Below are 26,769 nucleotides of genomic sequence, written 5' to 3'. Positions count from 1 at the left end.
TGCGGCCGTCACCGGCGCACACAAGTGCACGAATGTTCGATCCCGTGGTGCGTCAACTCACTGTGCGCAGTGCTGGGTTCGCGCTGTGCGTTCCTTTGTTCACTGCTCCTGTCCGGTGGCTCGCCCTCCGGCGGGCCGTCGGAGACGGATCGGTGTGACATGTGTCATCAATTTTCTTCACTGTTTGTGAGCTTGAAGGCGCGAAAAGGACGTATGTGACGGTGCATGAGGTGCCTGAGAGGCGCATGTGTCAGTTGTGGAATGCCCAGTTCACGCAAGGAAGTACGAAGCGCGTCCGCCGCGTCGGCGGGCGCCGGATCGTGCTCCGGCCGGTACCCGCCGCGCTGCTACGGAGTGTGAGGTCGAATACTTCATGTTCGTGAATGCTCGCTGAGTGAACGAAGTTGAGCGTTAACGTGCCTACTGGCTGCGAACTCACCTGGTATCGGGCTGAGTTGTCTGGTCACCTCCACGCCCCTCACCCCCGTAGGTTCACCTTGCCCTCGCTTCGCCCCTCAGGTGCTGGTCGGAGTCGCGTGCGATGATGAAAATCAACCGCCGACTCATCCTGCTCGTGACGGTGCCGCTCGCGGTCGCCCTCACTTTCTCGGCCCTCGCCCTGGCCCCCGCCGCGCATCAGGCGCTGCAGGCGCACCGTCTCACCGTGATGGTCGAAGCAGCTGCCGCTGCCGCCGATCTGGCCCATCACCTTCAGCGGGAACGCGCCTCGGCCACCGCTCTGGTCGCCGACAAGAGCCTGACTGCCGACTTCAAAAAGACCTCCGACGCCACCGACAGGAGCGCCGAACGTTTCGCCGACGAGCGTGAGCGGCTGACCGCTCTGCCCGCGAACGCGGACGGCGCCGTCGAACGCGTCGGAAACGCACTCAAGCAACTCCCCTCGCTGCGCGCGCAGGTGCGCTCGGGCAGCACGACCTTCTCCACGCTCGCCTTCGGCTACCGCATCGTCATCGCCGACCTGGTCGGCTACCGGGACGGCATCGCCCAGGCCGACGGTGTGGATTCCGACATCGCCGACCGCATCCGTGCCGCCGCCGCGATGTCGGCGGCGTCCGAGCACCTCGGACAGCAGCAGGTCACCGTGCTGCGTGCGCTGGACGCCGGTGGGTTCACCGACGCCTCCAAGCGCACCTTCGAGGGCACCCGGCTGGGCTACACCGAGACGACCGAGGAGCTCTTCGCCCTCGGCCTGCCGGAGTGGCGCTCCTCGCTGGAGCGGACCCTGTCGGGCTCGAAGGCCGCCCAGGCCCAGCGGCTGGAGGACTCGGTCGGACGCGCGCAGTCCAACGTGAGGCTCGAAGAGACCTCCAAGGACTGGTACGCGGCGACCACCGACCGTGCACAGCTGATGCGTTCGGTGGAGCGCGGCATCGACAAGTCCATCCACAAGACCGTGCGCGAGGAGCGCCAGTCGCTCCTGTGGATGGCCGTCGCCGAAGCCGTGCTGGTCGTGCTCGCCCTGATCGGCACCGTGATCTTCGCGCACCGGCTCGGACGCGTGATGATCCGTCGTCTGCGCGAGCTGCGGAACGCGGCGCACGACGTGGCGAACACCCATCTGCCGCGCATGATGCGCGAGTTGTCCCGTCCCGGCGCTGCCACCCGCGCGACTCCCGAGGAGATCGCCAGGGAGTCCAGCAGCCTGGTGGAGACCACCACGCACGACGAGATCGGCGAGGTGGGCGAGGCGTTCAACGCGGTCCACTACGAGGCCGTACGGCTCGCAGCCGAACAGGCGCACGCCCGCGCCGAGTTCGCCGAGACCCTGATCGGCGCGGCCCGCCGCGGCTCCCGGCTCACCAGCGTCATGGTGTCCGAGCTCGACACCGTCCAGCGCGACGAGTCCGACCCGGAGCGGATGCAGGTCCTCTTCGCCCTGGACCACCTGGCGATCCGAATGGAGCGCAACACCAACAACCTGCTGGTGATGGGTGGTTCGGGCCAGGGCCGGGTGCGTACCGAGAACGTCGCACTGCCCACGGTGCTGGTCGCCGCCGCACAGCAGGTCGAGAACTTCAAGCGGGTGACGCCCGGTTCGGTGGACGGCACGATCGTCGTCGCGGCCCGAGTGGTCCACGACCTCGCGCACATGCTGGCCGAACTCCTCGACAACGCGATCAAGTTCTCGCCGCCGGAGTCCAGGGTCGGCGTCGCCGCCTGGCGTCTGGCCGACCGTGCCGTGGTGCAGGTCGTGGACGAGGGCGTGGGGCTGAACGAGGACCGGCGCGTCGAGCTGAACGCCGACCTCGCGGACCCGCGCGGCGACGTGGGCGCGATCCAGTTCATGGGCGTGCACGTGGTCGCCAGGCTCGCGGCCCGGCACGGCATCGCGGTCGAACTGCGGGAGTCCTCGGGCCCCGGCACCATCGTCGAGGTGACACTGCCCGCGGGCGTGCTCGTCGAGGAGGGCGCCGAGGGCCTGGACGGGTCCGACATGGACGCGCTGCGCGCCGCCGGTTCGCCCCAGGCCACTCCGGTCGGCCGAGCGCCCGAGCGCCCGCAGCCCGACAACGGACGCGGCGCCGGCCCGGGTTCGGCGCGCGACGCCGGCCCGGTGCGCAACGCCGGCCCCGTGCACGACGCCGCCCCGGTACGGGACGTGCGCCGGGACCGGCCCGAGGAGCCGGTGCGCCACGATTCGCCCGCGGGGGCACCGCGTGCGGAGGACCGCGACTCCGACGAGGAGCGGGGCAGCGTCTTCGACCCGCCGGTGCGCGGTCGCGGTCGCGGTCGCGCCTTCGACCCGCCCCGAGGCCTGGCCCCGGAGCCCGGCGGCCCCGCCGGCCGGGACAGCGGTGCCGGCCGGGACAGCGGTGCCGGTCGGGACGGTCGCGAGCCGGGCCGCGACAGCGGCTTCGGCGACACCGGCGACGCGGGACAGCGCCTTGCGCCGTCCTGGGCGTCGGCCGCAGAGCCCGCCGCCGTACCTCCGCCCTCCGCGGAGCCCTCCGACACCACCACCCCCTCCGGCCTGCCCCTGCGCCGCAAGGGTGCGACCACGCATCAGACCCATCAGCCGCTGAGCAACGGCGCGGCCAACAACGGGCCGTCGGGCCGGCCGGGCACCGCGCCCGGCGCCGACAAGGCGCCCAGGAAGCGCGACTCACGGCAGGTCTCGGACGTCTTCGCCGCCTACACCAAGGGCATCAGCCGAAGCACCAACCGCCGTACCAGCGCGGGCGACTCCGCGAACCCCGCCACGTCGCAGCCCGGCACGCCAGGCAACGATGACCCACACACCCAACGGAGCTCCTCGTGAACACCACCTCCTCCGACCTGAGTTGGCTGCTGAGCGGCTTCGCCAGCCGTATCCCCGAGGTCACGACGGTCGTCGCGATCTCGGTGGACGGTCTGGCGCTGGCCTACACCGGGGTGGAGCGCGATGACGCGGACCGGCTCGCCGCCATCGCTTCGGGTGTCGTCAACCTGCTCTCCGGAGCAGCACAGTTGACGAACACCGATCCGGTGGAGCACAGTCTCACGGCCATGGACGGCGGCTACATGTTCTCCATGGCAGTCTCCAGCGGCGCGTCTCTGCTGGTCATGACCACCAGAGACGCCGACATCGGAGAGGTCAGCTACATGATGTCCGAGCTCATCAACCAGGTGGGCGACGCCCTGACCCCCGACAACCGCAATCTGCGCGCCGCGCAGCACTGACCCGCCTGCGCGCACCACCCCCGTATCAACACCGCGCGCGTCACACCGGCACCACCACCCCCCTCCGCTCCAACCGCACAGGCACGCCAAGGCGAGAAACCGCCCAACACCCCCGGGATGTCCCCATGTCCGCACAGCTGCCCCTCTCCCGACGCCAGGCCATCAGAGCCGCCGCCGCCACCGGTATCGCGGCCCTCGCGGTGCCCGCGCTCAGCGCGTGCGGCGGGAGCGCTGCCTCCGACGGGGACGGCAAGAAGCTGAAGATCGGCCTCCTCGTCTCGCTCTCCGGCACCTACAAGGAGGTGGGTACGGACATGCGCGACGGCTTCCAGCTCTACCTCGACCTGAACGACGGCAAGTTGGGCGGGCGCGAGATCGAGCTGATCATCGCGGACGAGGGCGACGGCCCGCCCACCGCGCTGCCGGCCGCGAACAAGCTGATCAAGAAGGACAAGGTCGACGTCCTCACCGGCATCGTGGGCGGCGGTTCCGTCAACGCCGTGCTGCCGCTGATCAACAAGCACAAGATCCCGCTGGTCGGCTCCAACGCGCGCCCCGAGGTCAAGGACGTGGAGCGGGTCTGGCACACCAGCTACCTCTCCGACGAGCCCGGCATCGCCATCGCGGAGTACATCAAGAAGGAGGTGGGCGGCCCGGTCTACGCGATCGGCCCGGACTACCAGGGTGGCCACGACGAACTCCGCGGCTTCACCGAGACGTTCGCCGAGGTCGACGGGGTGCTCGCCAACCCGGACGGCAAGACGACCTGGACGCCGTTCCCGGCGACCACCAACTTCACGCCGTACTTCGCCAAGATCGCGGCGACCGACGCCAAGGCCGTGTACTGCTTCTACGCGGGCAAGGCGGCGATCGACTTCGTCAAGCAGTACGCCCAGTCCGACATCGCCGACATCCCGCTGTACGCGGCCGGGTTCCTCACCGAGGGCAGCACGCTGCCGGCGCAGGGCAAGGCCGCCAAGGACATCTACTCGGTGCTCAACTACGCGGCCGACCTGGACAACGCGGCCAACCGGAAGTTCGCCGCCGCCTGGACCGCCGAGCACGACACCCAGCCCACCACGTTTGCGCTGGCCTCCTACGACGCCGCTTTCGTGCTGGACCGGGCGATCGCCGACGCCGCCAAGGAGGGCGAGGTGAACCCGGAGTCCATCAACAAGGCCATCGCCGCCCTCGGCAAGATCGACAGCCCGCGCGGCCCCTGGGAGTTCGGCGAGAAGCTGCACGCCCCCGTGCAGAAGTGGTACCTGCGACAGGTCCGCGAGGACGGCGACGCGCTCGCCAACGTGGTCATGCAGGAACTCGCCACTCTCGGGGAGTGAAGTGGGCCTGCTCGACGGGCAGTTCGTCCCCGCGCTCGACGGAGTGGCCTACGGGCTGCTGCTCTTCGTCGTAGCCGCGGGGCTCAGCCTCGCCTTCGGTACGGCGGGGGTGCTGAACCTCGCTCACGGCACCCTGTACGCGGCCGGCGCCTACACCGGCGCCGAGCTGAGCGACGGGACGTGGGGCGGACTGCTGCTCGGTCTACTGGTCGGTACGGCGGTGGCCTGCGCGGCCGGCGTACTGCTGTCGGTCGCCACGGCGCCACTGGCGCACCGGGGCCATCTGGCGCAGGCCCTGCTGACGTTCGGACTCTCCCTGATCGGCGGCACGCTGCTGATCGAGTTCTTCGGCGCAGACCAGGTGCCGGTCCGGGTGCCCGAGGCGCTGGACTCCTCGGTCACGCTGCTCGGCCACCGCTACCCGGCCTACCGGCTGTGCTTCATCGTGATGGCCGTCGCGCTGGCCGCCATCGGCACCTGGGTGCTCACTCGCACCCGTGCCGGTGCGGCGATCCGCGCGTCGGCCGACGACTCCGAGATGCTCGCCGCCACCGGGGTCAACCCCCGGCTGGTGCACACCGGGGTGCTCGCCGCGGCGGGCGCGCTGGCCGGTGCCGCCGGGGTGCTGGGGGCGCCGATCATCGGCCCCGGGCCCGGTACGGCCGAGACGGTGCTGATGCTGTCGCTGGTGGTCGTGGTCCTCGGCGGACTGCGCAACCTCTGGGCGATCGCCGGCGCTGCGATCGTCGTCGGGCAGGTACAGACGCTCGGCGTTTCGCTCGTCCCCGGGTGGGCGCCGTATCTGCTCTTCGGCGCGATGGCCGTGGTGCTGGTGGTCCGCTCGCGGCGGGCGACCGCCACGGGGACGGCCGGCTCCCAGGTGGGCGCCCGGACCGGCGCCGCCGACCCGATCGGTTGGCTGCGCGAGCAACTGCGGCTGTTCGTGGCACCGTTCGCCGCCCCGTTGGCGCAGCTCGGACGTCGGGTCGGGTCGAACACAGCGGCGGTCCCCGGCGCAGTGCGGCGGGGGCTGCCGCCGGCGGTACTGGTCGTGGCGCTGGCCGCGCTGCCCTGGATCGTCGACGCGTACGCCCTGTCCCTCGTCGGCTACGCGCTGGCGCTCGGACTGCTGGCGGTCAGCGTGACCGTGGTGACCGGGTACGCCGGCCTGCCCACGCTCGGCCAGACCGCCCCGTTCGCGGTGGGTGCCTACACCACGGCGGTGATCGCCGACGCGGGCTGGACCGTCGGACCGGTACAGATCGTTGTGGCCGCCTTCGCGGCGGGCCTCTTCTGCCTGGTGACCGGGCCCGCGGTGATCCGCGCCCGGGGAACCACGGTGCTGATGATCACGCTCGCCGTCGGTGAGCTGACGGTGGTCGCCATCGACCAGCTCAAGTCGATCACCGGCGGCACCGACGGACTCGTCGGCTTCCCCGGACCGCAACTGCTCCCGGGCAGCGCGGAGTTGATCGAGGAGATGGAGGTCTACCACTACGCCCTCGTGGTCGCCGTGATCGCCGTCGCCGTGACGATGCTGATGCTGCGCTCGCCCGCGGGCAGGCTGCTCATCGGCGTGCACGGTGCGGAGGAGCGGATGCGCGCCTCCGGCCACCCCGTCGACCGGTACCTGCTGCTGGCGTACGTCGGCGCGGGCGCCCTCGCGGGTGTCGGCGGCTCCCTGATGGCGCATGTGCGCCAGTACATCTCGCCGGCCGACGTCGGCTTCGAGATCGCTGCGTTCGCCCTGCTGGCGGCGGTGATCGGCGGCACCGTCTCGGTGCTGGGCGCGCTCTTCGGCGCCGCGCTGATCGTGCTCACCCGCGACTGGGTGGCCGCCTCCTGGCCCGGCTACGGGCCGCTGCTGCTCGGCGTGCTGTTCGTGCTGACCGTGTACCTGCTGCCGCGCGGCCTCGCGGGGCTGCGCGGCACGCCCCGCGAACGCGCCGGCGGCGGTACGGGCGGCGACGCGGACGGCGTCGCCGGGAACGGCACCGGCCCCGGTGGCGGTACGGACGACGGCGACGGTACGGACGACGGCGCCGGCGGCGCCGACGGCCTCAACTCGAAGGCGGAGGCGGTGAGATGAGCCCGTCGACACGGCCGCTGCTCTCCCTGGACCGGCTCACCCGCGCGTACGGCAGCCTGACGGCGGTCAACAACGTCAGCCTGGAACTGCCCGCGGGCGCGCGCCACGCGCTCATCGGGCCGAACGGCGCGGGCAAGACCACACTGCTCAATCTCGTGGCCGGCACCGACCGGCCGACTGCGGGCCGCATCAGCTGGGACGGAGAGGATCTGACCCGTACCGCGCCCGCCAGGCGCAGCCGTCTGGGCATCGGGCGCAGCTTCCAACACCCCATCGGCATCGGCGAGCTGTCGGCGCTGGAGAACGTGGTGCTGGCCTGCTGGCGGCACCATCCGGAACGCCGCGCGGCCTGGCGGCGGGCGGAGCGGCTGCGACGGCTGCGGGCCACCGCGCTGGAACAGCTGGACGCGGTCGGCCTCGCCGACGTGGCGCACCGCCCCGCGGGCGCGCTCTCGCACGGCCAGCGGCGGATGCTCGACCTGGCCGCGGCCCTCGCGGGCAGGCCCCGGCTGCTGCTGCTCGACGAGCCGGCCGCCGGGCTGACCGACCGCGACATCGAGCGGCTGCTGGAGGTGCTCGGGCGGCTGCCCGAGGACGTGGCGTTCGTGCTGATCGAGCACCACATCGATGTGGTCGCCCAACTGGTCGACACGGTCAGCGTGTTGGTCGAGGGGACGATGCTGCGCTCCGGCCCGACCCGCGAGGTGCTGAGCCACCCCGACGTACGCACCGCCTACCTCGGCACCACTGCGGACGACGTCGACCCGGGCGGCCCGGAAACGAACACCGGTGGCGAGCGCGTCGCCGACGAAGGGCGCAGGTGAACCGCCGCATGCTTCGCATCAACGGACTCACCGCCGGATACCACGGCAGTACGGTTCTGCACGGTCTGGACCTCACGGTTCCGGAGGGGACCGTGCACGCCCTCGTCGGCCACAACGGGGCGGGCAAGACCACCGCGGTCCACACCGTCGCCGGTCTGATCACCCCGCGCACCGGCCACATCGCGCTGGACGGCGTGGAGTTGACCGGCCGGCCCGCACACCGCATCGCCCGGGCGGGCGTCGGGCTCGTCCCGCAGGGCCGGCGGGTCTTCGCCGGACTGACCGTCGCCGAGCACCTGCGGCTCTCCCACCGGCCGCCGCCGCGCGGCGACCGCGACGGGCGGGCGCTGTGGGACCGGGACAGGGTCCTGGAACTGCTGCCGCGCCTGGCGGAACGGCGCGGAAACCGCGGCGCCGACCTCTCCGGCGGCGAACAGCAGATGCTCGCCCTCGCCCGCGCGCTGCTCGGCTCGCCCCGGGTGCTGCTGCTGGACGAGCCCACCGAGGGCCTCGCCCCGGTGGTGGTCGACCAGATCAACACCCTGATCGGCGCCCTGGCCGACGAGGGCATGGCGATCCTGCTGGTCTCACCGAGTCCGACGGTCGCCGCGCTGCGCGCCGACACCGTCACCGTCCTCACCTCGGGCCGCCTCACCGCCCGGCTGGAGGGCTCCGAGGTGCGCGCCGATCCGTCACCGTCCTCACCTCGGGCCGCCTCACCGCCGACGGCGGCTCGCGCGTCAACTGGGTCCTCTACACCGCGCCGCCGCGTGTTCAGCCGTGCACATCGGGAGTACGGAACTGTGCGTACGCCCGACACGGGGCGTACGCACAGTTCCGTACTCCCGATGTGCACGGCTGAACACGCGGCGGCGCGGGGCCCGTTGGCCGGGCCCCGTGCCGGTCAGCCGCGGCGCAGAGCGTGGCCGCCGAAGCCGCTACGGCCGTCCGGGGTGCGGTTCTGCTTCTGCCACCAGCTCTGGAACTGTTCCTCGTCCAGCGCGGCCCACTCCGGGGTCTCCTCGACCTGCGCGCGGCCGAGCCTGCGGGCCTGCGCGACCATCGCCGTGCCGATCTCGGTACGGCCGTGGTCGTAGGCGGCCATCGCGGCGTCCCAGCCGGTCGCCTCGCGCCACGCCGACTCCAGCGCTGCCGCGTCCTGGAGCGCCTTGACGCTGCCGCCGCCGATGTGCGGGCGGGCCACGGTGGCGGCGTCGCCGGCCAGGCAGAGGCGGCCCTGCGCGTAGCCGGGAACCTCCAGGTCGTAGATGGGCTGGAGGATCGTCGAGTCGGGCGGGGTGCCGAGGATGCTCTCGGCCCAGTACGGCGGGAAGTGCTTTGCGACCAACTGCCGCAGATGGGTGGTGAGTTGTGAGCTGAGGCGGCCGGGGGCCAGCGAGGTCGGCTCGTCGAGGTTCAGCTCCTCGGCGAGCTCCTCGGGCGGCGCGGTGTAGAGGACCCAGTTGACGCGCGAGCCGCCGTCGGCGGTGAGGATGCGGTAGATGACGCAGTGGCCGCCGGGGAAGACCACGGTCCGGGCCTCGCCGTCGTCCGGCCAGGAGCCGCCGACGTCGCTGCCCGCGCCGCGCCAGCCGACGTAACCGGCGTACAGCGGAGTGAGGTGCGGGAACATCGCCTCGCGCACCACCGAGCGGTAGCCGTCCGCGCCGACCACGGCGTCGTGCCGCTCCTCGCCGCCGCCGGCCAGACGTACGGTCACCCCGTCCGGGTCCTGGCTCACCGAGGCGACCGCGGCGCGGCTGCGGTAGTCGACGCCCTCGGGCACCCGGCGCCGCAACTCCTGCCAGAGCGAACCCCAGTTGTACGCCCGGAAGGGGAAGGGCTGGGTCGCCAGGCCGCGACCGAGCTCGGCGTCCCCGTCGCGCACGGTCCACACCCGGCGGTCCAGCTGCTTGTACGGCATCTCGGGCGTCACGTACCCGGCCTCGTGGAGCTCGCGGTAGCGGTCGTCGTGCAGGGAGATCCCGACGCCGCGGTCCCGCAGCTCACCACCGGCACGCTCGTAGACGGTGACGCTCTCCGCGCCGGCCCGTACGGCTGCGAGCGTCGCGGCGCAGCCCGCGATGCTGCCGCCGATGACGGCGACTCTGCTTCCCTGCATGGTCCTGTGCTCCCGGTGTCGACGACATCCGACAGCGTAGGTCATGGCCCCGGGCCGAACAGGGCCCCTGCGGAGGCCCGTTGGGCGCCCGCCGGGGCTGCTGCGGATCGGGCCGCGGGATCGGGCCGGGAGCCCCGTGCGCGGCGCCTCGCGGGCCCGGCGCGGGGGCCGCGGGGGCGCCGCCCGGCCCGGACGGCGCCCCCGCGGTGTTCGTCGCGTCGGCTGTCCGTCAGCCCGCCTTGCGCAGCCGCCCGATGATCCCGTCGAGGTCGCGCCGGAAGAAGTCGCCCCGGATGACGTGGCCGCCGCCCACCGCGTGCGACTCGTGTGCGATGCCCGCGCCGTCGAGCGCACCCTTGAAGTCGTTCTGGGTGGTCAGCACGGCGCGTTCGGTGATCTGGTCGAAGGGGTCGAACGGCGCCGGGCTGTCGCCCGCGATCATGAAGACGCGCTTGCCCCGGTAGCGCTCGACGTTCTCCATCGGGTTGTCGGCGCTCACCCTGGCCTGGTCCCACGGCACGCCGTAGACCGTGCCGCCGGCCAGCTCCACGGCGGCGGAGCTGGCGTTCGCCCAGTGGGTGACGAGGTCGCCGGAGCCGCGCAGGTTCGCCGGGCCGGAGTGGGCGCTGACCGAGGCGAAGTGGCCGTAGTACTTGGCGGCGTACTTGAGCGCGCCGAAGCCGCCCATGGAGAACCCGGAGACGGCTCGGCCGTCGAACTCCGCGTACGTACGGAAGTTGGCGTCGATCCACGGCAGCAGCTGCGCCATGTGGAACGTCTCCCAGTTGCGCGGACCCGCGTTGCTGTGGACCGGGTTGCAGTACCAGCCGGCCGGGCCGCCGTCCGGCATGACGATGATGATCTCCTTGCGGGCCGCGAGTTCGCGGATGCCCGCCCGGTCCCAGGAGATGAAGTCCTGGCCCACACCGCCGCCGTGGAAGAGGTAGAGCACCGGGTACCTGCGGCCGTTGTCGCGGTAGCCGTCCGGAACCAGGACGTTGACGTGGGGGTTCCAGCCGATCGCGTCGGTCTCGAAGCGGTAGAACCACATGTGCGAGTTGTCTTCGTTGGCCTCGATGACCTTCAGCCCGGCCGCGTTCGTGACGGTGGACTTCTGCTTCGCCGCTGAGCCCTTCCGCTCCTCTCCGGCGTTCGCCGAGCCGGCGGTGAGCAGTCCGCCCGCGGTGACGGCCAGTCCTGCGGTGAGCCCTCCGGCGGCCTTCAGCAGGCCTCTGCGGCTGGGACGGTGAACACTCAACTTGAGCTCCTTGTTGGGGGGTTGTCGGCTCGGTCGCTCGTCGTCGCGGCTTGAAGCCTGGCGCAGGCGAGCAGAGACAGGAAGTCAACAAGCACCGAAAGAGCAGGAGCGTTGACTTATGTCACCGGGCTTCTGACCTGCAACGGGAGTGCTTTCGCGGCCAACTGGACGGTACCGCGCGCTGGTTGTACAGACAAGAGTGTTCGCCGATAGGTCCGTGGTCGGCATCCCGGATGCAGGGACCATGTTTTCCCCTCGGGGTCGGCGGGATCGGGTCCGGGGAGGCCGGACCGGGGGTGGGGCTCGTGCTGCTGGTGGTCGTGACGGTGGGAGCGGCCGGCGCGGTGCTGCCCACCGTGGACAGCGCTGTGAGCGGCGCGTCAGCGGATGGCCGGCCCACGAGTTCGGCGTACGGAATACGCCCTGCGCCGGGTCGCGCTGTAGCGCTTTCGGCGGATGGCGGCGCGCGGCACCGTCGTTGACGGTGCGGAGAGGGAGGGACGCACGGCGTTGCGGTGCTGCGTGCGGCCGAACAGGGCTGCTGCGCGGGCGGGTTCGCGGGCCCGCGCTTCGGTGCCGGGAGCAACGGGAGGGGCGATCCGCCCGCGGCCCGCTCAACGCTGCGAAGCGGCCGTCGCCCCTCGCCTCACCCCTGACGCGGGCGTGGAAGTTGACGAACCAACTCAGTCCTGAGCTTCGTCCGCATCCTCTTCCATGCTCTCGAACCCGGAGCGGAAGAGCGCGAAGAAGCTGGGGTACCTGGTGGAGTCGCCGTACTTCGGCGCGACCTCGTGGGCGGCCCACTCGCCGTCCGGTCCGACGTCGGTCGGGTCGAGCAACCAGAAGTCCTCTCCCCGGGCGATCTCGATGCACCGGCGGAACAACTGAACTTCGTCCTCGTTGCCGGGTATGGACGCGTAGGTCTCGGTCATGCGTCCACCGAGCCCGCTGTCCCGCATCCAGACGACGCCGCCGCACGGATGGACGCGGTCCACGCAGTCGTCGAGGCGCGTCCATCCGTCGCTTGCCAGAAAGAACCCCCGCAGACTCGGCGGGAACCGCACTCCGAGCCGCTCCTCGGCGGCGACCAGAGATTCCTCCGTGGCCGGGGCCCCGCCCAGCCACGGCTCGATTCGCTCCCCGCGGTCCAGAGCCTCCAGCTGATCGTCGTCCAGAAGCTCGCCCAACTCCTCCTCGTCGGCGCAGACCTGCACGTACAGCTCGCTGTATCGCTCCAGAAAGAGACGCCACTCCTCCGGCGCGGTCAGCACACCGGCAACTTCGGCCTCTTCAGGGCCAGTTGACTCACTCATGCCGATCATGGTGCCAGGCGGTGACGACAGTGCCGAAGGCTCCCGACCGTACGGCGCGCGCCCGATCAGGGTGCGGCGACGTCGTCGTGGATGGCGACCTTGAACTGGGCGTGCACCACCCGCCTCGAACTGCTCGCCGTGTGGCCCACCCTGAGGCCCAGCGGGGTGTGCGGGTGGACGAAGATCTGGTGCGATTTGGTGAAGCACTGCATGCCGGGCGAGGGGCGGCGGTGGTCGGTGGCCGTGGAGTCGGCCCTGCCGTTGATGCCGAGCGGATCGCGGATGAACTGGTCGCGCAGCTCCGAGTAGTTGCCCGCCTCCCAGTGGATGTTCGCCGTCAGGGTGGCCCAGCCGCCGACCTTGGGCCAGATCAGTCCGGACCGCTGGTCGGGGTGGGAGGAGACCTTGCCGTCGGGCTGTTGTGCGGGGTGCATGTTCCACACGTCGTACGACTCGTACTCGCCGTAGGGGAAGCGCAGCAGATGGTAGCCGCCGCCGGACGGAATGACCTGCGATCTGTCGCTGATCAGTGAGCAGACATAGAGCACGCGGGCCGCCTCTCCACGGTAATGCTCCGGGTGTGCGTGCGGGAGCGTCTCGCCCCGCGTGACCAGAGTGCAACGCGCGGCGGCGGCTGGGTACTGCCAACTCGTAACAATCCGCGTTCTGTTGACAACTCCCGGCAGCGATCCGCCCGCACCGGGGAGGTTCAGCGGCACGCCCGGCGCCGCACGCCCCGGCGCCGCACGCCCCGGCACCGCACGCCACGCCACGGCACGCCACGCCCCGGCACCGCACGCCCGGGCGCAGGTGCGGCACGGCGAAGAGCGGCGCCGGGGCCGACGGAGGGTCGGACCCGGCGCCGCTCTACGGGCACGTGCCCGGAGGGGCCGGTGCGCCTCAGCCGGTGGCCGGCTCTGGCTGGGACCAGCGCAGCACGGCGCCGATTCCGCCGACCGGGACCTCCTCGTCCACCGCCTGGGCGACCGGTTCGCCCTCGGGCGAGACCTCCGAGTCCGGCCGCGGCTCGTCCACCACGACCGCCGTTCCGCCGGTGGCGGCGACGGCACGCAGCAGCGCGTCGTCGGCCCTCGCGGAGCTGGGCTCGGGGTCGCCGAGGTACTTGGTCTCCGAACGCCGCAGGGCGATCTGGTCCGGCTCCTCGCCGACCCACACCTCGGTGTTGGTGTCCGGTCCGCCCGGCCGCAGCAGCAGCGTCTCGATGCGGTGCTCACGGGCCGCCTCCAGCAGCGAGGCGACGTCCTCGACGGCGGCCTCCGCGGTGTTGGCGCCCCTGGCTCGGCCGACCCGGAAGCGTTCCAGCACGCGTGCCCCGTGCCGGTGCTCCTGCTCGGCGAGCAGCTCGGCGATCTCCTCCTCCAGCAGGTCGGTGCCGGAACCGGCGGCACGTCCGCCGCGGTCGGTCTGAGTGGTCAACGGCCGCAGGGCGACCGGGAGTTTGTCCAACACGGCGGCGCGCTGGCGGTCCTCCCCGACCAGCAGGACCGCGTCAGGGTGCGTCCGGGCCGCGACCCTGGTGAGCCGGTCGGCGACGGTGGCGGCGTTCTTCTCCCAGGTGTTCTCCACGGCCTCCTGGAAGTGGCTCTCGGACGGGTCGCCGCTCGAGGTGCGGCTGAGCGGCCAGTCCAGGCCCTGTGCCTGGCCCAGCTCCTCGGAGCCCTCGGCGCTGCGCAGTTCGAAGTCCGCGCCCTCCCGGTCGACGTACGCGACCAGGCAGCGCCGCTCCTCGCCGAGGTGCTCCACCAGCGGTGAGAGGTGCGGCAGTGGGCTCCACTGCGCCTCGGGCAGCGGCGGCGCGGCCCGCAGCGGGGTGGCGAGGCGCACCTCGCCGTCCGCGGCGAACACCGCGCGGCCCTCCTCCTCCGGGACCGGAGTGCGCAGCTCCTCGTAGACCGCCTCCTGGGTGCGCTCGTCGGCGCCCTGGCGCGAGAGCTGGTGCCTGACCTCGCGGGCGGCCAGCTCCTGCTGGTCGGCGGAGTCGGGCCCGGCTCCGGCACCGGCGACGTACGCGGACGCCCAGGGGCCGGGATGGTGAAGTACAGGGCTGAGAAAGGCGAGTTCCATGGTCTCCTCCGTTTTTCTCGGTCGGTGAAAAGTGCTTCGAAGGTCGGCCGAGGGCGCGACGCGGCGGTGGTCCGTGGCGTCAGTCGGAGGCGATCAACTCCCGTGCGGCGCCGGCGATCGCCTCCGCGTCGATGCCGGCGTCGTGCAGCTGCTCGTCGGGTGTCGCCGAGCCCGGCAGCTCGCGGACGGCGAGCCGGCGGAGCCGGGGCAGGGCGTGGCGGCCGTCGGTGAAGGCGTCCAACACCGCGTCCCCCAGGCCGCCTTCGGGGTGGTGGTCCTCGACGGTCAGCAGCCGTCCGGTGCGTGCGGCGGCCTCGCGGAGCGTGGCCGTGTCGACCGGCTTGACCGAGTAGAGGTCGACGACCCGGGCCGCGATGCCGTCTGCGGCGAGCGCTTCGGCCGCCAGCAGCGCCTCCGGCACGGTGACCCCGGCGGCGACCAGAGTCACCTCGTCGATGTCGCTGGAGCGCAGCACCTTGCTGCCGCCGATGGGGAAGCGCTCCTCCGGGTCGTAGATCACCGGCGTCGCGCCGCGGAGGGTGCGCAGATAGCGCACGCCGCCGAGCCAGTCGCTCTCGGCCATGGTGGCGACCAACCGGGCCGTCTGGTGAGCGTCGCAGGGGTGGAGCACGGTGGAGCCGTGCACGGCCCGGAAGGCGGCCAGATCCTCCAGCGCCATCTGGGACGGGCCGTCCTCGCCGATCGCCACACCGGCGTGCGAACCGACCAGGTTGATCCGTGCCCGGCTGACGGCGGCCATCCGCACGAACTCGTAGCCGCGCTCCAGGAACGCGCCGAAGGAGGAGGCGTACGGCACCCAGCCGCGGGTCTGCATCCCCACCGCGGCGGCGACCAGCTGCTGTTCGGCGATGTAGCACTCGAAGAACCGCTCGGGGTGCGCCTCGGCGAAGGCCCGGGTGCGGGTCGAGTCGCCGACCTCCCCGTCGAGCACCACCACTTCGGGGTGCGCCTCGCCGACGGCCACCAGCGCCTCGCCGAACGCGTCCCTGGTGGCGACCCGTGCGCCGCGCTCGTAGACCGGCAAACGCGGTGCGGAGCCGTCCGGTTCGGCGTCGCCGGAGGCCGCCGGGGCGGCCTGGGCGGGCGGCGCGTCGGGGGTGCGCACCGTTACGCGCAGGTTCCGTCGTCCGCCGAGTTCGGCGACCGCGGAGTGCGCGTCCGGCAGCGGCTTGCCGTGCTTGCCCTCCCGGTCGGCGACCGCGGCCACGCCCTGCCCCTTGACGGTGCGGGCCAGGATCGCCGTCGGCCGGTCGGTGACGGCGACGGCCTCGCGGTACGCGGCGTCCACCGCGTCCGGGTCGTGGCCGTCGACCTGCACCGTGTGCCAGTCGTGCGCCTCGAGCCGGCGCGCGTAGGCGTCCAGGTCCCAGCCGTAGCGGGTCGGGCCGCGCTGCCCGAGCCGGTTGACATCGACGATCAGGGTCAGCCGGTCCAACCGGTCGTACCCGGCCTGTTCCAGCGCCTCGGTCACCGAGCCCTCGGCCATTTCGCTGTCGCCGCACACCACCCAGGTGCGGTACGGCTGTTCGGCCAGCCGCGCCTCGGCCAGCGCCATGCCCACCGCGATCGGCAGCCCCTGGCCGAGCGAGCCGGTGGCCACGTCCACCCACGGCAGCCGCGGCGTCGGATGGCCCTCCAGCCTGCTGTGCCGTTTGCGGAACGTCAGCAGCTCCTCGTCGGTGATGGCGCCCACCGCCTTGTACGCGGCGTACAGCAGCGGCGAGGCGTGTCCCTTGGAGAGGACGAGGTGGTCGTTGCCCGGATGCTGCGGCTCGCTGAAGTCGTACCGCAGCTGCCGGGCGATGAGCACAGCCATCAGCTCGGCCGCGGACATCGAGGACGTCGGATGGCCGGAACCGGCCTCGGCCGCGGCGCGCACCGAATCGACGCGCAACTGCTGGGCCAGTTCGTGGAGATCGAGGTCCGGGGCGTCGGCGGGCGCTCCTCCGGGGGCGTCCGCGGTGCCGTTGTCGGCGGCTCGGGGTCGTGTGCTGTGGGTCATCGCCTGGTCACTCCAGACCGTTGCTCGACGTCGATGTCTCGCCCTCGGGGCGTCCGCGTCCGGGCCGGTTCGCACGCACCGGCCGCTTCCCTGCGTGGCGGCGGCCCGGAGGCCGGGCGGCCCTCCTCGCGCGTCCGTCCTCGTGCGTCCGTCCTCGCGCGTCCGTGCGGCTCTCCTCGCTACGCCGCCGCGCCCGCCTGGGCGCTGAACTCCTGGAGAGCCGCCGCGTTGAACGCGGGCAGGTCGTCCGGTTTCCGGCTGGTCACCAGGGGGTTGGGCCCGTCGGTGCAGACCTTGACCTCCTCGTCGACCCAGGTGCCGCCCGCGTTGCGGATGTCGGTCCGAAGACTGGGCCAGGAGGTGAGGGTGCGGGCCCGTACGACGTCTGCCTCGATCAGCGTCCACGGGGCGTGGCAGATCGCCGCGATCGGCTTCCCGAGATCGCGGAACGCCTTGACGAAGGCGACCGCCTCGCCGTCCAGCCGCAGCGCGTCCGGGTTCGCGACTCCGCCGGGCAGTACCAGCCCGTCGAACTCGGTCACCGAGGCCCGGTCGACGGTGAGGTCGACCGGAAAGGTGTCGGCGGCGGTCAGATGGTGGAACGCCTGGATCTCGCCCGCCTGCGGCGCGAGCAGGACGGTCTCGCCGCCCGCGTCGCGCACGGCCTGCCACGGCTCCGTGAGCTCGACCTGTTCCACGCCTTCATTCGCCACCAGGAATGCGATGCGCATGTGTGTGCTCCTTCCCACCTCCGCCTCCGCGTTGCCGCGGTGGGCGGGCGGTGCGATGTCGCTCGCGCCGGCGGGGGCCCGTGGCCCCGTCCGCCGTCGCCCGTGCACTGCCGGTCCGGTACGCCGGTGTCCGGCTCTGTGGGTGACCGGCTCCGTGACGTCCGGTTCTGTGCGACCGGCTCCGGGGGCCGGTTCTGTAGCCGGCTCCGTTGACCGGTTCCGTACGTACGGCGCCGGTTCGGTACGGCCGGTGCCGCCGTGTGGGCCGCGGATCTCGCTGCGGCTCTGGGGCCGCTGCTCCGGGGCGCGTACCGCGGTTGCCGGCACTCACTCCATCGTGCCGGGCGCCGGGCCGACCGGCATGTTCTGTATGAGGGACCGCCGGCGGAGGACGCCGCGAAATCCCTTGAACTGCCGGTCCTGCCCGAGCCCGCGCCGGGTTATGCGTCGAAACGCCTACGGATCCGGACCGGTCGCCGACGGATGGGGCGGAAGCGCCCGGCGGCCGTGCGGCGCGCGGATAATCGGTGTCGTGCCGCGCCGCTCGCTCGCTACCCTCGGGCCGAACCCCTCCTCCGCAGCCGTTCGCGCAGCGCACGCGCCTGCGTTGCCCCCGCGCCCCGGAACGGAACCCCACCCGCTGATGGCTGACAACCGCCCCGCCGCCTGGCCGCGCCCGGACCGGATCGGCAAGCGCTGGCGACCGCTGCCGGACGCGGCCCCCGAGCCCGAGGTGCTGGGGCCCGCCCGCTACCTGGGGTGGCTGGTGCGTCGGCAGTGGCCGCGGGTGCTGTACGCCGCCGTGCTCAGCAGCGCCTGGATGACCACGCTGATGCTGCCGCCCTACATCGTCGCCCGCGGCGTCGACGACGGTCTGCGCGGGGACGACTTCGGCGCCGTCGTGCGGTGGTCGGCCGTTCTGCTGCTGAGCGGCGCGGTCAGCGCGGTGCTGGGCATCGCGCGGCACCGCACCATGACGTTCGCGCGGATGTACGCGGGCTTCCACACGGTCGAGCTGCTCACCCGCCGCACGCTGCGGCTCGGCTCCGCCTTCGCGCGTCAGTCCAGCACCGGTGATCTGGTCACGGTCAGCGGCTCCGACGTGCAGCGCATGGGCCACGCGCTCACCCTCGCCGGGCCCGGCGTCGGCGCGGTGTTCGCCTACGGGGTCGTGACCGTGCTGCTGCTGCACATCTCGCCCTCGCTCGCGGCGCTCGTGCTGCTCGGTGTACCCGTGATCGCGCTGTCCACCGGCCCGTTGCTGGGCCGGCTGCAACGGGCCGAGACCGAGTACCGGGAGCAGCAGGGCGCGCTGACCGGGCGTGCGGTGGACCTCGCGGCCGGGCTGCGGGTGCTGGCGGGCATCGGCGGGCGGGAGCTGTTCGCCGAGCGCTACCGAGCCGCCTCCCGCCGACTGCTCACCGAGGGGTACCGGGTGGGGGCGGTCAACAGCTGGATCGCCGCGCTGATGATCGCGCTGCCGAGCGTCTTCCTCGCGGTGGTCACCTGGTTCGCCGCGCGCAAGGCCGTCGCCGGCGAGATCTCGCTCGGCGAACTCATCGCGGTCTACGGGTACATGGCGCTGCTCATCGTGCCGGTCTTCTTCCTCGTCGAGGGCACCGACCAGCTGGTCCGCGCGCTGGTCTCGGCCGGCCGCGTCGTACGCATCCTGCGGGCACGACCGCCGCAGGACGAAGGCCGCGAAGCGGTGCCGCCGCGGAGCCTGCGGCCCGAGCTGCACGACCCGCAGTCCGGGCTCACGGTGCCGCACGGCAGCTTCGTCGGCCTGGTCGCCGCCCGGCCCGCGGTGGGCGAACGGGCGACGGAGCGGCTGGGCCGGTACGGCGAGACCTCGGTGACCTGGGGAGGCGTACCGCTGACCGCGCTGCCGCTGGCCGATGTCCGCGCGCAGGTGCTGGTCGCGCAGAACGAGGCGCAGCTCTTCGCCGGTTCGCTGCGCGAGACCGTCAGCCCCGGGCCGCGTTTCGACCGGCGGCAGTACGGCGCACCCGACGACCGGGCGGTGCTGGCGGCGCTCCGGGCGGCTGCCGCCGATGACGTGGTGGAGGCCATGCCCGACGGGCTGGACTCACGGGTCGAGCCGCAGGGACGCAACCTCTCCGGCGGTCAGCGGCAGCGGCTGCGGCTCGTCCGGGCAGTGCTGGCCGACCCGGAGGTGCTGCTCCTGGTCGAGCCGACCTCGGCGGTGGACGCGCACACCGAGGCGCTGGTCGCCGCCGGCCTGCGCACCGCGCGCGAGGGCCGCACCACAGTGGTCGTCACCACCTCGCCGCTGCTGCTCGACCGCACCGACCTGGTCTGCCTGCTCGACGAGGACGGCCGACTCGCGGCCACCGGTACCCACGCCGAACTGCTGGCACGTCGTGCCGACTACCGCGGGCTGGTCCTGCGCGGCACGACCGACGAGGAGACCTCCGGCGGGCGGGCTGTGCGGGCGGGCGGGGAGACGTGGGCCGGTGCGGGGCATCCCGGCGAAGGTCAACTGCCGTACGGGCGAGGGCAGTTCGACGCACCGGACCCGGACCAGGAGCCGCGACCGTCCGGCGGGCGGCAACTCGCGGGCGAGCGGGGCCCGTTCGACGGTCGTGACGACAACGAGGTGGAAGGGGCGGGCGGTTGAGCTCTCCGACCAGGGACCGACTGCCGATCGCCGACCGCGCGGCCGTACGCGCCGCACTGCGCGCGCTGGTGCGCGGCGACCGTCGCGCCGTCGCCGCCGTACTCGTGTTCAACGCGCTCGCCGCCGGAGCCGGGCTGGCGCTGCCCATGCTGCTCGGCACGCTGGTCGACACCGTCGACTCCGGCGGCGGCACCGGCACCGTGGACCGGCTGGCACTGGCGCTGCTCGGCTGCGCGCTCGCCCAACTCCTGCTCACCCGCTGGGCGTTCCGCTCCGGTTACCGGTTCGGCGAGCGCACCGTCGCCCGACTGCGCGAGGGGTTCGTCGACCGCACGCTGCGACTGCGGGCGCCCGTGGTCGAACGCGCCGGCACCGGCGACCTGACCACCCGCAGCACCACCGACGTGGCCCAGGTCGGCCAGACGCTGCGGGACGCGCTGCCCGAGGTCTTCCTCGCGGTGACCGAGGTGACCGTCCTCTTCGTCCTGCTCTTCTTCCTGCACCCGCTGCTGGGGCTCTGCGGCGCACTCGGTCTGCCCCTGGTCGTCGCCGTCACCCGCTGGTACCTGCGCCGCGCCCGGGCCGCCTACCTCGCCGAGGGTGCGGCCAACTCCGAGGTCGCCGAGAGCCTGGCGGCCACCGCGGAGGGCGCCCGTACGGCCGAGGCGCTGGACCTCGGCGCCCGGCGCCGGCAGGACAGCGACGCCTGTGTGCGGGAGGCGTACCGGGCGCGCACCCACACGCTCAATCTGCGCTCCGTCTTCTTCCCGGTCGCCGACCTCGCGCACGCCGTGCCGATGGCGGCGATGCTGCTGGTCGGCGGCGCACTGGTGCTGGAGGGCTGGACGAGTCTCGGCGCGGTCGTCGCCGCCTGCCTGTACGCGGTGCGGGTGGTCGAACCGCTCGACACGATTCTGATGCAGCTGGAGTCGATGCAGAGCGGCTCGGCCTCGCTGGCGCGCATCAAAGGCGTCGAGCAACTCCCGGACGGGGGAGGGGAGTCGGGCGCCCGGGCGGTGGGCGGTTCGACGGTGGGCGGCTCGGATGCGGGCGCCGGGTCGGCCGCCGGTGCGGGCGCTTCCCCCGGGGGAAGCGGGCGTTCGCGGCTGCCGGAGTCGGATCTGCTGGAGGTGCACGGGCTGCGGTTCGCCTACCACCCGGGGCGCGAGGTGCTGCGCGGGGTGGATCTGACCGTGCGTCCGGGCGAACGGCTCGCTGTCGTCGGCCCGTCGGGCTCCGGCAAGTCCACGCTGGCCCGGCTGCTGGCCGGACTCGCCGAGGCGGACGCCGGCTCGGTGACGATCGGCGGCGTACCGGTGACGGAGCTGGAACCGGCCGAGCGGCAGCGGCGCATCGTCCTGGTCACCCAGGAGTACCACGTCTTCCGGGAGACTCTGCGCTTCAATCTCGCACTCGCCGCTCCCGACGCGGACGACGCGGCACTGCTGAGGGCGCTGCGGGCGGTGGACGCGCGTTGGACCGAGGAGCTCGCGGACGGCCTGGACGCCGCGCTCGGCCCCGGCGGGATGACGCCCGACGCGGCGCAGGCCCAGCAACTCGCCCTGGCACGCGTGGTGTTGGCCGATCCGCACACCGTCATCCTGGACGAGGCGACGGCCATGCTGGACCCGACGACCGCCCGCCAGACCGAGCGTTCCTTCGCGGCGGTGCTGACCGGCCGTACCGTCATCGCGATCGCACACCGCCTCCAGACCGCGCACGACGCGGACCGGGTGGCGGTGATGGAGGCCGGCGAGGTCGTCGAACTGGGCGCGCACCGGGCGCTGTTGGCCGCCGACGGCCCGTACGCCTCGCTCTGGCGCTCCTGGCACGGCACCGGCACGGGCGGCACGGGCGGCACGGCCACGGGCGCGAGCACCGGCACCGGCACCGGCACCGGCACCGGCACGGGCGACGGCGCGGGAACGGGCGACGGCGCGGGAACGGGCGACGGCACCGGCGCCGACGCCCGTGCCGGTGCCGCCGCCCGCCCGCAGGGCTGAGCGACCCGCGTCCCGTCCGGGGCGGTGGCTACCGCGCCGCCGTCCCGGCCCCGGACGCCGCCCCGGCCGCCCGTGTCGTCGAGAGGCTGCCGTCGCGCACCTCCACCACCTCGTCGGCGTCGGCGAGTTGGGACCGGTCGTGGGTGACGAGCACCGTCGCCGTACCGCGTTCACGGGTGAGCCGGGTCAGCAGCCCGACGACCGCCGCGCCGCGTTCGTGGTCCAGCGCGCTGGTCGGCTCGTCGACCAGCAGCACGTCCGGCGCGTTCATCAACGCCCTGGCGATGTTGACCCGTTGGCGCTGCCCGCCGGACAACTGGTGCGGTCTGCGGTCCGCCTGCGCGGTGAGGTCCACCGCCTCCAGCAGCCCCGCCGCGCGCTCGCGCACCCCGCGCCCGGTCTCGCCGTTCAGGTGCGCCATCACCCGCAGCTGTTCGGCGACGGTCAACGCCGGGAGCAGGTTGGGTTGTTGGAAGACGATGCCGATACGGGTGCGGCGCAGCTCGGCGAGCGCACGACGGGTCCAGCCGGTGGTGTCCCCGCCCGCGACCCGTACTCGTCCGCTGTCCGGTGCGACGAGGGTCGCGGCGACGGCCAGCAGGCTGGACTTCCCCGATCCGGACGGCCCGACGACCGCCGTGATCCGCCCCGCCGGGACGTGCAGGTTCACCGAGTCCAGCGCGGTCAGCCGGCCCGTGCCGTCCGGGTAGGTCAGCGTGACGTCGTTCAGTTCCAGGCTCATCGGGCACTCCCCAGAGCGATCAGCGGGTCCACGGAGACGACGCGGCGGATCGCCAGCGCCGCACCCAGCAGCCCCAGTACGGTCATCACGGTCGAGGGCACCAGTACGGTCGCGGGGTCGAGGACGAACGGGACGCTGCCCTCCACCGCCGCGCCGGCCAGCGCCGCCAGCCCGGTGCCCAGGCCCACGCCGCCCACCAGCAGCAGCGCCGCCTGTCCGAGCGCGTCGCGCAGGACGTACGCGGTGGACGCCCCGAGCGCCTTCAGCACGGCCACGTCCGCGCTGCGCTGAATGGTCCAGACGGTGAAGAACGCACCGATGACCAGCGCGGAGATGGCGAAGAGGAAGCCGCGCATCAGCTGGAGCGAACTGTTCTCCGCCCGGTAGGAACCGATCGCCTCCAGGGAGCCCTCCAGCGTCACCGTGCGGGTGCCGAGCCGTCGGTCGGCGTCCCGGACGGCGTCGTCGTCCCCGCCTCGCAGCGCCACCACACCGGCGTGCGCCTCCTCCGGCGCGCCGTCGCTCGCGGCGGGCGGACCGCCCAGGCTCTGCCACACCGGCAGCGGGGTCCACACCACCGGGGTGTGGCTGTACATCGCGTCGCCCTTCACCGCGCCGACGCGCAGCTCGCGCTCCCCCAGACGGAAGGTGTCCCCCTCGTGCAGCCCGCCCAGCTCCTCGGCGGCGCGGACGGAGAGGACCGCGTGGCGGTCGTCCAGCCGACCCGGGGGAGCGAGCGAAGAGCCCTCGGGCACTCCGAAGGCCGCCAGCGAACGCGCCGTGTCGCCGGAACGCGCCCTGGTCATCGCCACCCCGAGCGGCTCCGCGCGCTCCACGCCGGAGACCTCCGCCCAGGCGCGCCACGTGCTCTCGGGAACCGTCGAGTCGGTGAAGGAGAGGTCCTCGCCGTCGGCGGGCGCCGCGAAACTGATCCGGTCCGCGGACAGCCCGGTGACGGCGGAGGTGTTCTCCCGCCCAAGGCCGGCGGTCAGCCCGGACAACAGCCCGACCAGCAGTGCGATCAGCACGATGACGCTGCCCATGAGCGCGAAGCGCCCTCTGGCGTGCAGCAGGTCTCTCCTGGCGACGAACACGTCTCCTCCTCTCCCGGCGAACCGGATCTCGACGTGTCCACCCTCGGCCTCCCGGGCCGCCCCGGGCATCGGGCGGCGGTACGGTCCCCGGGCGCGTGAAGGTGCACGGCGCCGCAGCCGAAAGACGCAGCTCGGCCGACCGGAGGGACCATGCGCCGTTACACCTTTCGATCGATGCGCCGCCGCCGACGGCTGTCTACGCTGGACGTTCCGTGAACGCTCCACACTCCGCCCCAGCCCCAGCCCCAGCCGCGGCCTCCGGGCCGGCGCGCCGCGCGCCCGTTCCGCGTGCGCTGCGCGGCTGCCTCCATCTGCTGGTCGCGCTGCTCCTGGCCCTCACCGCCGTACGGGCGCTCACCGACGCCTCGTCGACCCGCGCGGACTCCTGGCTGGTGGTGCTGGCCGCCGCCACGACCGGCGGGCTCTACGCACTCGGGCCGCTCGCGGGAAGCCGCGGCGGGTCCGCGGCGGCGATCCTCTGGTGGCCCGCGGCGGTGACGGCCGCCTGGCTCGTCCTGCTGGCCTGCGCCCAGGACGGCGTGTGGATGGCCTTCCCGCTCTTCTTTCTCCAGCTGCATCTGCTCGCACCGCGGTACGCCCTGCCGGCCGTCGCCGCGACCACTGCCGCGGCCGTCGCCGGCTTCGGCTGGCACACCCACACCCTGAGCGTGGGAACGGTCGTGGGCCCGGTGCTCGGCGCGGCCGTCGCCGTCGCCTTCGTGTTCGGCTACCGGGCACTGCACCACGAGAGCGAGCAACGACAGCGTCTGATCGAGGAACTCACCGCCACCCGCGGGGAGTTGGCCGCGGCGGAACGGGCCGCGGGCGTGTCCGCCGAGCGCGAGCGGCTGGCTCGGGAGATCCACGACACGCTCGCCCAGGGCCTGTCCAGCATCCAGCTGCTGCTGCGGGCCGCGGAACGAGCGCTGCCCGCCGACCCCGGTGCCGCCGCGGGGCACGTGCAGCACGCCCGCGTCACCGCGGTGCAGAACCTCACCGAGGCCCGCCGCTTCGTGCACGAGCTGAGCCCTCCCGATCTCGAAGGCAGCTCGCTGACCGCCGCGCTGGAGCGGCTCTGCGTACGCGCCGACGCCACCGGCGAGCCGGCCGTGGGGTTCTCCACCTCGGGCACGCCGCTGCCGCTGGCCACTGCCGCCGAGGCGGCCGTACTGCGCATCGCCCAGTCCGCGCTCGGGAACGCGCTGCGGCACGCGGACGCGCGGCAGGTGCGGATGACGCTCAGCTGGATGCCCGATCCGGACCGCCCCGAGGTGGTGCTCGACGTGGTGGACGACGGCCGGGGCTTCCTGCCCGACGCACTGCCCCGGCCCGGCACCTCGCCGGACGGCGGCGGGTTCGGCGTCGCGGCCATGCGGGCCAGGGCGCGGGCGTCCGGCGGCGATCTGGTGGTGGAGTCCGCCCCCGGAGCCGGCACAGCCGTCGCCGCCACCCTCCCCGCCCTCGGCACCCGACCGACGACACCGGGCCGGGCACCGGGCGGCGAAGGGCCCGGCGGTCAGGGTTCCGGTGATCAGACGTCCGGGAGCCAGGTGTCCGGGAGCCAGGTGTCCGGAGCGCCGGCGTCCGGGGATCGGGGCCCCGCGGAACAGCAGGGCGCGCACCGCGCGGGACGGGGACAGCGGCGCCGGGCGGAGCAGGCGCGACGGGTGCGACGGGAGCGGCGGGAGCCGCAGGAGGGGGAGACCTCGGATGGATGAGCGGACGACCGGCCGTGCGGCAGGGACGGAGGCGCCGTCCGTACGGCTGCTGCTGGCCGACGACCACCCGGTCGTACGGGCCGGGCTGCGCGCGGTGCTGGAGACCGAGCCCGGTTTCCGGGTGGTCGCCGAGGCGTCCTCCGCCGAGGAGGCCGTACGGCTGGCCGGCGAGCTGGCGCCCGACGTCGTTCTGATGGACCTGCAGTTCGGCGAGCGGATGCTCGGCTCGGAGGCCACCGAACGGATCGCCTCGGTGCCCGGCGGCCCGCGCGTGCTGATCCTCACCACGTACGACACGGACACCGACATCCTGAACGCGATCGAGGCCGGCGCGACCGGGTACCTCCTCAAGGACGCCCCGCCCGAGGAGCTGGCGGCGGCGGTGCGCTCGGCGGCGGCGGGGCGCACCGCGCTTGCGCCCGCGGTGGCCTCGCGGCTGGTCGGCCGGATGAGGCAGCGGGAAGCCGCGCTGTCCCGGCGGGAGACCGAAGTGCTGAGCCTGGTCGCCGAAGGGCTGTCCAACCAGCAGATCAGCAAACAACTCTTTCTCAGCCAGGCGACCGTGAAGTCGCATCTCGCGCATATCTACACCAAGTTGGGTGTGGACTCGCGCACCTCCGCGGTTGCCGCCGCGACCTCGCAGGGCATCATCCGCCGCTGACAGCAGGCGAGTTGGGCGAACGGGCACCGCCGACGGTCACGTTCCGTAGTGAGTGTTCCGGCGACGCGTCACGGCTTGATCAAGATCAACGCATGCACCAACAAACTTTTACTCAGTCAAATGCCCGAATGCTCCCGGTCACACATCTAAAGTCCGGCACCAGTACGGGTGTTGTTCCCGGCAGGGCTTGGAATCCGCGGCCCGGAGCTATTAACGTTCGATAACGCAGCGCGGTCACCACTGCCGTCACCCAGGCGGCGCCGTGCGCCTTGGCCGAATCCCGGCCGTGTGTCACACCGTCACAAGCACCACCGACACACACAAGGGAACCGGGGAACCACCTACTTGGGGTGAATCGGGCAGCTTCCAGGCGGAAGCCGCTCGTAGGAGACCTTCCTGCTCCGAACCCGTCAGCTAACCCGGTAGGCGAGAAGGAAGGAAAGG

General features: G+C 73.0%; 16 protein-coding genes, 3 pseudogenes and 1 riboswitch. Of the genes and pseudogenes, 10 read left to right on the top strand and 9 right to left on the bottom strand.

Annotation, left to right across the window (positions count from 1 at the left end; genetic code table 11):
- The first annotated feature begins 541 nt into the window (after positions 1 to 541).
- The 6 genes and pseudogenes from JGS22_RS07270 to JGS22_RS07245 all read left to right on the top strand — a co-directional run.
- The gene (locus JGS22_RS07270) at positions 542 to 3,280 is read left to right on the top strand and encodes a nitrate- and nitrite sensing domain-containing protein (protein ID WP_236073067.1); all 2,739 of its coding nucleotides are present in this window, start codon (positions 542 to 544) and stop codon (positions 3,278 to 3,280) included.
- The gene (locus tag JGS22_RS07265; RefSeq protein ID WP_211041615.1) at positions 3,277 to 3,681 is read left to right on the top strand and encodes a roadblock/LC7 domain-containing protein; all 405 of its coding nucleotides are present in this window, start codon (positions 3,277 to 3,279) and stop codon (positions 3,679 to 3,681) included. The genes JGS22_RS07270 and JGS22_RS07265 overlap by 4 nt, the downstream gene beginning before the upstream one ends.
- A gap of 125 nt (positions 3,682 to 3,806) precedes the next feature.
- A complete protein-coding gene (locus JGS22_RS07260; protein WP_211041614.1) occupies positions 3,807 to 5,021 on the top strand; it encodes an ABC transporter substrate-binding protein in 1,215 nt (404 codons plus the stop codon).
- Position 5,022: 1 nt separating this feature from the next.
- A complete protein-coding gene (locus tag JGS22_RS07255) occupies positions 5,023 to 7,110 on the top strand; it encodes an ABC transporter permease (RefSeq protein WP_211041613.1) in 2,088 nt (695 codons plus the stop codon).
- Positions 7,107 to 7,934, top strand: a complete 828-nt coding sequence (locus JGS22_RS07250; RefSeq protein ID WP_211041612.1) for an ABC transporter ATP-binding protein — start codon at positions 7,107 to 7,109, stop codon at positions 7,932 to 7,934. Before JGS22_RS07255 ends, JGS22_RS07250 begins: the two co-directional genes overlap by 4 nt.
- 8 nt (positions 7,935 to 7,942) lie before the next feature.
- A pseudogene (locus tag JGS22_RS07245) lies at positions 7,943 to 8,629 on the top strand (ABC transporter ATP-binding protein); the annotation flags it as partial.
- Between the two features lie 209 nt (positions 8,630 to 8,838).
- Here the strand turns inward: JGS22_RS07245 and JGS22_RS07240 are convergent.
- The 7 genes from JGS22_RS07240 to JGS22_RS07210 form a co-directional block, all read right to left on the bottom strand.
- A complete protein-coding gene (locus tag JGS22_RS07240; RefSeq protein ID WP_211041634.1) occupies positions 8,839 to 10,056 on the bottom strand; it encodes an FAD-dependent monooxygenase in 1,218 nt (405 codons plus the stop codon).
- A gap of 229 nt (positions 10,057 to 10,285) precedes the next feature.
- Positions 10,286 to 11,314, bottom strand: a complete 1,029-nt coding sequence (locus JGS22_RS07235; RefSeq protein WP_236073066.1) for an alpha/beta hydrolase — start codon at positions 11,312 to 11,314, stop codon at positions 10,286 to 10,288.
- Positions 11,315 to 11,997: 683 nt separating this feature from the next.
- The gene (locus JGS22_RS07230) at positions 11,998 to 12,636 is read right to left on the bottom strand and encodes an SMI1/KNR4 family protein (protein WP_211041633.1); all 639 of its coding nucleotides are present in this window, start codon (positions 12,634 to 12,636) and stop codon (positions 11,998 to 12,000) included.
- 56 nt (positions 12,637 to 12,692) lie between these two features.
- Positions 12,693 to 13,175, bottom strand: a complete 483-nt coding sequence (locus JGS22_RS07225) for a hypothetical protein (protein WP_211041632.1) — start codon at positions 13,173 to 13,175, stop codon at positions 12,693 to 12,695.
- A 352-nt stretch (positions 13,176 to 13,527) separates the two neighbouring features.
- Positions 13,528 to 14,712, bottom strand: coding sequence for a baeRF2 domain-containing protein (locus tag JGS22_RS07220; protein ID WP_211041631.1), 1,185 nt, complete (start codon positions 14,710 to 14,712; stop codon positions 13,528 to 13,530).
- 79 nt (positions 14,713 to 14,791) lie between these two features.
- On the bottom strand, positions 14,792 to 16,735 hold the full coding sequence (locus JGS22_RS07215; RefSeq protein WP_211041630.1) for a transketolase: 1,944 nt from the start codon (positions 16,733 to 16,735) through the stop codon (positions 14,792 to 14,794).
- Between the two features lie 179 nt (positions 16,736 to 16,914).
- Positions 16,915 to 17,466, bottom strand: a complete 552-nt coding sequence (locus JGS22_RS07210) for a type 1 glutamine amidotransferase domain-containing protein (RefSeq protein ID WP_211041629.1) — start codon at positions 17,464 to 17,466, stop codon at positions 16,915 to 16,917.
- Positions 17,467 to 18,109: 643 nt separating this feature from the next.
- On the opposite strand from JGS22_RS07210, the gene JGS22_RS07205 reads away from it, so the two are divergent.
- On the top strand, positions 18,110 to 20,107 hold the full coding sequence (locus tag JGS22_RS07205; RefSeq protein ID WP_211041628.1) for an ABC transporter ATP-binding protein: 1,998 nt from the start codon (positions 18,110 to 18,112) through the stop codon (positions 20,105 to 20,107).
- Positions 20,104 to 21,942: pseudogene (locus JGS22_RS07200) on the top strand (ABC transporter ATP-binding protein); the annotation flags it as partial. The gene JGS22_RS07205 and the pseudogene JGS22_RS07200, both read left to right, overlap by 4 nt.
- A 196-nt stretch (positions 21,943 to 22,138) precedes the next feature.
- Here JGS22_RS07200 and JGS22_RS07195 read toward each other — a convergent pair.
- Positions 22,139 to 22,852 carry an ABC transporter ATP-binding protein gene (locus tag JGS22_RS07195; RefSeq protein ID WP_211041627.1) on the bottom strand — a complete coding sequence of 238 codons (714 nt, stop codon included), beginning with the start codon at positions 22,850 to 22,852 and terminating at the stop codon, positions 22,139 to 22,141.
- Positions 22,849 to 23,946 carry an ABC transporter permease gene (locus JGS22_RS07190; protein WP_211041626.1) on the bottom strand — a complete coding sequence of 366 codons (1,098 nt, stop codon included), beginning with the start codon at positions 23,944 to 23,946 and terminating at the stop codon, positions 22,849 to 22,851. The genes JGS22_RS07195 and JGS22_RS07190 overlap by 4 nt, the downstream gene beginning before the upstream one ends.
- A 293-nt stretch (positions 23,947 to 24,239) precedes the next feature.
- Here JGS22_RS07190 and JGS22_RS07185 point away from each other — a divergent pair.
- Together JGS22_RS07185 and JGS22_RS07180 are read left to right on the top strand one after the other, a co-directional pair.
- Positions 24,240 to 25,442 (top strand): annotated as a pseudogene (locus JGS22_RS07185) (sensor histidine kinase); the annotation flags it as partial.
- A 214-nt stretch (positions 25,443 to 25,656) separates the two neighbouring features.
- Positions 25,657 to 26,325 carry a response regulator gene (locus JGS22_RS07180; RefSeq protein ID WP_211041624.1) on the top strand — a complete coding sequence of 223 codons (669 nt, stop codon included), beginning with the start codon at positions 25,657 to 25,659 and terminating at the stop codon, positions 26,323 to 26,325.
- Positions 26,326 to 26,624: 299 nt separating this feature from the next.
- Positions 26,625 to 26,769, top strand: a riboswitch (cyclic di-AMP (ydaO/yuaA leader).

This window comes from Streptomyces tardus, assembly GCF_018101125.2.
In the GTDB taxonomy this organism is placed as follows: Bacteria; Actinomycetota; Actinomycetes; order Streptomycetales; family Streptomycetaceae; genus Streptomyces; species Streptomyces tardus.
This window is presented reverse-complemented; position numbering and strand designations above follow the sequence as displayed.